Genomic DNA, 5287 nt, shown 5'->3' with positions numbered 1-5287 from the left:
GTCTCCGACAGCCCGGACGGGCTACGCGTCACCGGGACCTTCCCGGTGGCGGGGATGGCGGAGCCCGCGACGGTCTTCGTCTCCGTCGCGCCGACCGACGACGGCATCGAGGTCACTCCGGTCTCGGTCCAACCCGCGGTCGGCGGACCGACGCTCTCGCTGGCGATGCTGCGCCGAACCCTGACCTTCGTCGTGCCGCTGCAGCAACTCCCGCTCGGTGCACGCCTGACTGCCATTCAGCCGGGCTCCGACGGCCTCCATGCGACCGCCGTAGCCGACGACGTGCGCTTCGCCGATCTGCCGTGACGACGAGGTGGTGAGGTCAGGCACCATCGCTTGCCGCCCGGTCACCGACGTGCCACAGTGACATCGAGCCCGGGAAGTGGGCTTCCGGACGAGGGGTGCCGTACCCGGAGTGCGACAAGACGGCCCGAGGAGGGCTGTCATGTCGTGGATTCTGCTCGTCGTCTCCGGATTCCTGGAAGCCGTGTGGGCCACCGCCCTGGGCAAGACGGAAGGCTTCACCCGGCTCGGGCCATCGGTGGTGTTCTTCACCGCCCTGGTGGCCAGCATGGCCGGCCTGGCCCTCGCGATGCGCGAACTGCCTGTCGGCACCGCCTACGCGGTCTGGGTCGGGATCGGCGCGGTCCTCACCGTGGCCTACGCCATGGCCACCGGTGACGAGCCGGTCGCGGTACTGAAGATCGTGTTCCTGACCATGATCGTCTCCGGCGTCGTCGGACTCAAACTCGCTCACTGACCTACGTAGCCAGTGAAATTGCCTCCGCGCCCTTGCGAATGGTTTCGACATACTGCGCACGGTCGGAGTGGCTGACCGCGGAACGCAGCGGACCGATCTGGACCTCGTAGGGCGCCGCGGAGCTGTCGAACACCGGTGCCGACAGGTAGCTGACGGGCAGCGGCTCCGCGCTGGCGAGGTCGGCTTCGCGATAGGGGCGCGCGGTGAGACGCGCCAGCTGGCGAAGTACCCGAGCGCGGAGTTCCGGCTGGACCACCTCGGCCCCCACCGCACCGAGTAGCTCCGCGAGCACGTCCACCAGACCGGCGTCGTCGGAGTCCGGGCGGAACACCGCGCAGCCGTGGGTGGTGACGAACCGCAGCAGCGCGGGAGCGCTCCGCCGCGCCGGACCGGTCGCTGTCGCCAGCCACGCACTGCGTTCGGACTCGCCCCGCCACGGCATCACCGCGGCGCCCGCCGGATAGGCGAGTGGAATGGACTGTCCCACAGCGAGTCCGGGCACGATGCGCGCGCCCAGCGCGTACTCCTTGGCCACCACGGTGAGCCGGCCGTCGGTGATCCGGCTCAGCGTCACGCCGCACTGGGCGGCCTCGGCCAGGGCTCGCAGCTCGGCGCGCACCGCCGCATTCGGGATCTCGGGGTCGGCGGTGGACAGCGCGGCGAGCGCGGGGCCGGGCCCGAAACGGCGGTCGCGATCGCGGTGCACCCAGCCCGCGTCGGTGAGTTCGGTGAGTACGGCGGTGATGGTCGCGCGGGCGAGCGAGAGGGCTGCCGCGATCTCCGAGGCGGTCAGCGCTCGGTCGCTGCGGGTCAGCAGCTCCATCACCTCGATAACCCGGCGAGTCGGTGGCGACGCGGATTCCGGCATTACACCCCTTGTCTGCGGGTGCGGCCCGCCCTACACTGCTTCGACTATTCGCCACATATTAGTCGAATATTCGACACGAGGGGTGATCATGATTCTCGACCATTTCCGGCTGGACGACCGGGTAGCCGTCGTCACCGGCGCGGGACGCGGCCTCGGCGCCGCGATCGCCATCGGTTTCGCCGAGGCGGGCGCCGACGTGGTGATCGCCGCGCGCACCGAGGCCGATCTGCGGCGGGTCGCCGAGCAGGTGGAGGCGACCGGTCGGCAGGCGCTCGTCGTGGTGGCCGACCTCGCCGATCAGGACGCGGTCACCGCGCTGGCCGAGGCCGCGGTCGAGCGGTTCGGCCGCCTGGACATCGTCGTCAACAACGTGGGTGGGGCGCTGCCGAGGCCGCTGCTCGACACCTCCCCCGACGACCTCGCCGAAGCCTTCGCCTTCAACGTCGGGACAGCGCACGCCCTGGTGCGGGCCGCGGTGCCGAAGATGCTCGCGACGGCGGGCGGCGGCTCGATCATCAACATCACCTCGACGATGGGCAGGCTGCCGGGCCGCGCGTTCGCCGCGTACGCCACCGCCAAGGCGGCCCTGGCGCATTACACCCGCAGTGCCGCGATGGATCTGAGCCCACGGATCCGGGTCAATGCCATCGCGCCGGGCTCGATCCTGACCTCGGCGCTGGAGATCGTCGCGGGCAATGAGCAGATGCGCGCCGAGATGGAGCGGGCGACCCCGCTACAGCGCCTCGGCGAGCCGACCGATATCGCCGCGGCCGCACTGTTTCTCGCCTCCCCCGCGGGTTCTTTCCTCACCGGGAAGGTGCTCGAGGTCGACGGTGGGCTCATCGCGCCCAATCTCGCCATCCCCCTTCCCGATCTGTGAGGACAACACCATGGTTCACCGTGTAGTGCATTGGGGCACAGGCAATGTCGGGCGGCACGCACTGGCCGGGGTGCTGTCCGATCCCCGGTTCGACCTGGTCGGCGTGCACGTCTCCGGACCCGCCAAAGCCGGCCGCGACGCTGCCGAACTCGCCGGAACATCCACGCCGACCGGCGTGCACGCCACCACCGATACCGCGCAGATCCTGGCGCTGCGTCCGGACTGCGTGGTCTATACCGCCATGACCGACAACCGGCTGCTGGAGGCGCTGGCAGACCTGCGCACGCTGCTCGCCGCCGGTATCAATGTGGTGGCCAGCGCACCGGTGTTCCTCCAGTACCCGTGGGACGTTCTTCCCGCGAATCTGCTCGAACCGGTGGAAGAAGCAGCAGCGCACGGTAATTCATCGCTGTTCGTCAACGGCATCGATCCCGGTTTCGCCAATGATCTGCTACCGCTGGCATTGCTGGGCACCTGCCGTTACGTCGAGCAAGTGCGCTGCCTCGAGATCGTCGATTACTCGACCTACGACAATCCGGCGGTCATGTTCGACATCATGGGCTTCGGCCGGCCGATGGACGAGACTCCCCTGCTGTTGCAACCCGGGGTGCTGTCGCTGGCGTGGGGCAGCGTGGTGCGCCAGCTCGCGGCCGGACTCGACCTCGAACTCGACAGTGTCACGCAGAGTTTCGAGCGGCTGCCCGCGCCGGAGACATTCGACATCGAGTCTGGCACCATCGCCGCGGGCACGGCAGCTGCCCTGCGTTTCGAAGTGCGGGGCATGGTCGGCGACCGGGCCGTGACCGTGCTCGAGCACGTCACCCGCCTGCGTGCCGACCTCGCCCCCGACTGGCCGCAGCCCGCCCGCACCGGTGGGTCCTATCGCGTCGAGATCACCGGCGAACCGCACTACACCCTGGACCTGGCCATGTTCAGCGACCACGGCGACCACAACCACGCCAGCCTCGTCGGCACCGCCATGCGCCTGGTCAACGCCATCCCCGCCGTCGTCGCCGCCCCGCCGGGCATTCGGACGACGCTCGACCTTCCCCTCGTCACCGGCGCAGGCCTGGCGGACCCGGCCCGAATACCCTGACGCCACACAAGCAAGCTGGGATCACACCACAGTGTGATTCCATGCCATACCAAGGGATTACGAGCGACGAGATTCTCGTCGTTAGCTTCGGAGTCATGACGACATCTGCTCTGGTCCCCGAGTCTTCTCCACCGTCGCCGCGGCGCGGCGCCGATGGTGATTACGCCCGACTGTTGCGCCGGATTTCCGACGCGGGGCTGATGAACCGGCGGCCCGGCTATTACGCCGTCCGGCTCGGTCTCGCCGGGGTCGCGTTCGCGGCGGGCTGGGCGGCGTTCGTGCTTGTCGGCGATTCGTGGTGGACGCTGCTGGTCGCGGGGTTCATGGCCGTGACGTTCGCGCAGATCGCCCTCGTCATGCACGATGTCGCACACCGCCAGGTCTTCCGGCTACGGCAGCCGACGGAGCTCGCCGGCCGGCTCGTCGGCAACGCGGGCATCGGCCTCGGCTACGGCTGGTGGCAGGACAAGCACACCCGGCATCACGCCAACCCGAACCACGAGGAACTCGACCCCGATGTCGCGCCCGACATCCTGGTCTGGTCACAACAGCAGGCACGCGCCAGCCGCGGTCTGCCTCGTCTCATCGGGAGGGCGCAGGCGTTCCTGTTCTTCCCGCTCCTCTTGCTGGAGGGCCTGAATCTCCATGTGGCCGGCGTGCGGGCGCTCGGAAATCGATCGGTCAAACACCGGGGATGGGAAGGCGCACTGCTGTTGGGCCACTTCGCCCTCTACCTGGCCGCACTGTTCGCGGTGCTGCCCGCCGACAAAGCCCTCGCGTTCTTCGCTGTCCACCAGGGCCTCTTCGGCCTGTACATGGGCTGCATTTTCGCCCCGAACCACAAGGGCATGCCGACCTTGACCGGCAACGACCGCCCCGACTACCTCCGTCGCCAGGTCCTGACCTCCCGCAACGTCCGGGGCGGCGCGTTGGTCGACCTCGCCCTCGGCGGGCTCAACTACCAGATCGAACACCACCTGTTCCCGAGCATGCCGACTCCGAACCTGCGCCACGCCCAGCCGATCGTCCGCGACTACTGCCTCGAAATCGGCGTGCTGTACCACGAAACCGGTCTGATCTCCTCGTACCGCGAGGCGCTGCGACACCTGCATCACGTCGGCGCTCCTCTGCGCACCCCCTGACGGGCCTCGTCGCGGGCTCAGGTGAGGGTTGCGCGCGGCCGGTAGGTTCGAGTCCATGAGTCGCATCATGACGGTCTCCGACAGCATCGACATCGCCGCTGACCCGGCGTCGGTCTACCGCCAGGTCAGCGATCCGACCCTGATGGGGCGGTGGAGTCCGGAGAACCGCGGCGCGAAGGTCACGCAGGAGCGCGAATCCACCTATGTCGGAATGGAATTCGAGGGGTTCAACAAGCGGGGCGCCGCGCGCTGGGTGACCCGCTGCGTGGTGATCGCGGCGGATCCGGGGCAGCGGTTCGCGTTCCGGGTCGAGGCGATCGGTGTCCGGCGGCCGTGGTTGCGCGGCGGGATCGCCACCTGGGAGTACCGATTCGCGCCCGAGAACGGCGGCACCCGGGTCACCGAGACCTGGCACGACGATCGCGGGCGGTGGCCGGATGCGGTGGTGCAGGTCTTCGACCGGGTCGCCACCGGTGGCGACCCCGGCCTGGAGTTCCAGCGCAAGAACAGCCACCGCACCCTGCGTAATCTCAAGCAGCAG

General features: G+C 69.1%; 7 protein-coding genes and 1 riboswitch. Of the genes, 6 read left to right on the top strand and 1 reads right to left on the bottom strand.

Going from position 1 to position 5287, the window contains the following annotated elements; genetic code table 11:
- Both ACFWPJ_RS23675 and ACFWPJ_RS23670 read left to right on the top strand, forming a co-directional pair.
- Positions 1-306: LmeA family phospholipid-binding protein (locus ACFWPJ_RS23675; RefSeq protein ID WP_378854582.1), on the top strand; the 306-nt coding region annotated here is incomplete at its 5' end.
- A 62-nt stretch (positions 307-368) separates the two neighbouring features.
- Positions 369-435, top strand: a riboswitch (guanidine-III (ykkC-III) riboswitch).
- A 10-nt stretch (positions 436-445) separates the two neighbouring features.
- A complete protein-coding gene (locus tag ACFWPJ_RS23670; RefSeq protein WP_378854581.1) occupies positions 446-760 on the top strand; it encodes a DMT family transporter in 315 nt (104 codons plus the stop codon).
- A gap of 1 nt (position 761) precedes the next feature.
- On the opposite strand, the gene ACFWPJ_RS23665 is transcribed toward ACFWPJ_RS23670, so the two are convergent.
- On the bottom strand, positions 762-1628 hold the full coding sequence (locus ACFWPJ_RS23665) for a helix-turn-helix domain-containing protein (RefSeq protein ID WP_378854580.1): 867 nt from the start codon (positions 1626-1628) through the stop codon (positions 762-764).
- 88 nt (positions 1629-1716) lie between these two features.
- Here ACFWPJ_RS23665 and ACFWPJ_RS23660 point away from each other — a divergent pair, with 88 nt between their 5' ends.
- The 4 genes from ACFWPJ_RS23660 to ACFWPJ_RS23645 all read left to right on the top strand — a co-directional run.
- Positions 1717-2508 (top strand): SDR family oxidoreductase, encoded by a 792-nt coding sequence (locus ACFWPJ_RS23660; protein WP_378854579.1) that lies wholly within the window; start codon positions 1717-1719, stop codon positions 2506-2508.
- A 10-nt stretch (positions 2509-2518) separates the two neighbouring features.
- Positions 2519-3604, top strand: a complete 1086-nt coding sequence (locus tag ACFWPJ_RS23655) for a diacylglycerol kinase (protein WP_378854578.1) — start codon at positions 2519-2521, stop codon at positions 3602-3604.
- Positions 3605-3699: 95 nt separating this feature from the next.
- Entirely contained in the window at positions 3700-4746 is a 1047-nt protein-coding gene (locus ACFWPJ_RS23650; protein WP_378854577.1) for a fatty acid desaturase family protein, read from the top strand.
- Between the two features lie 55 nt (positions 4747-4801).
- Positions 4802-5287, top strand: a 486-nt coding sequence (locus ACFWPJ_RS23645; RefSeq protein WP_378854576.1) for an SRPBCC family protein, incomplete at its 3' end; no start/stop codon positions are given.

It is taken from the genome of Nocardia sp. NPDC058497, assembly GCF_042720195.1.
GTDB lineage: Bacteria > Actinomycetota > Actinomycetes > Mycobacteriales > Mycobacteriaceae > Nocardia.
Note: the sequence above shows the minus strand (reverse complement) of the source record. Positions and strands in the feature narration are given on the sequence as shown.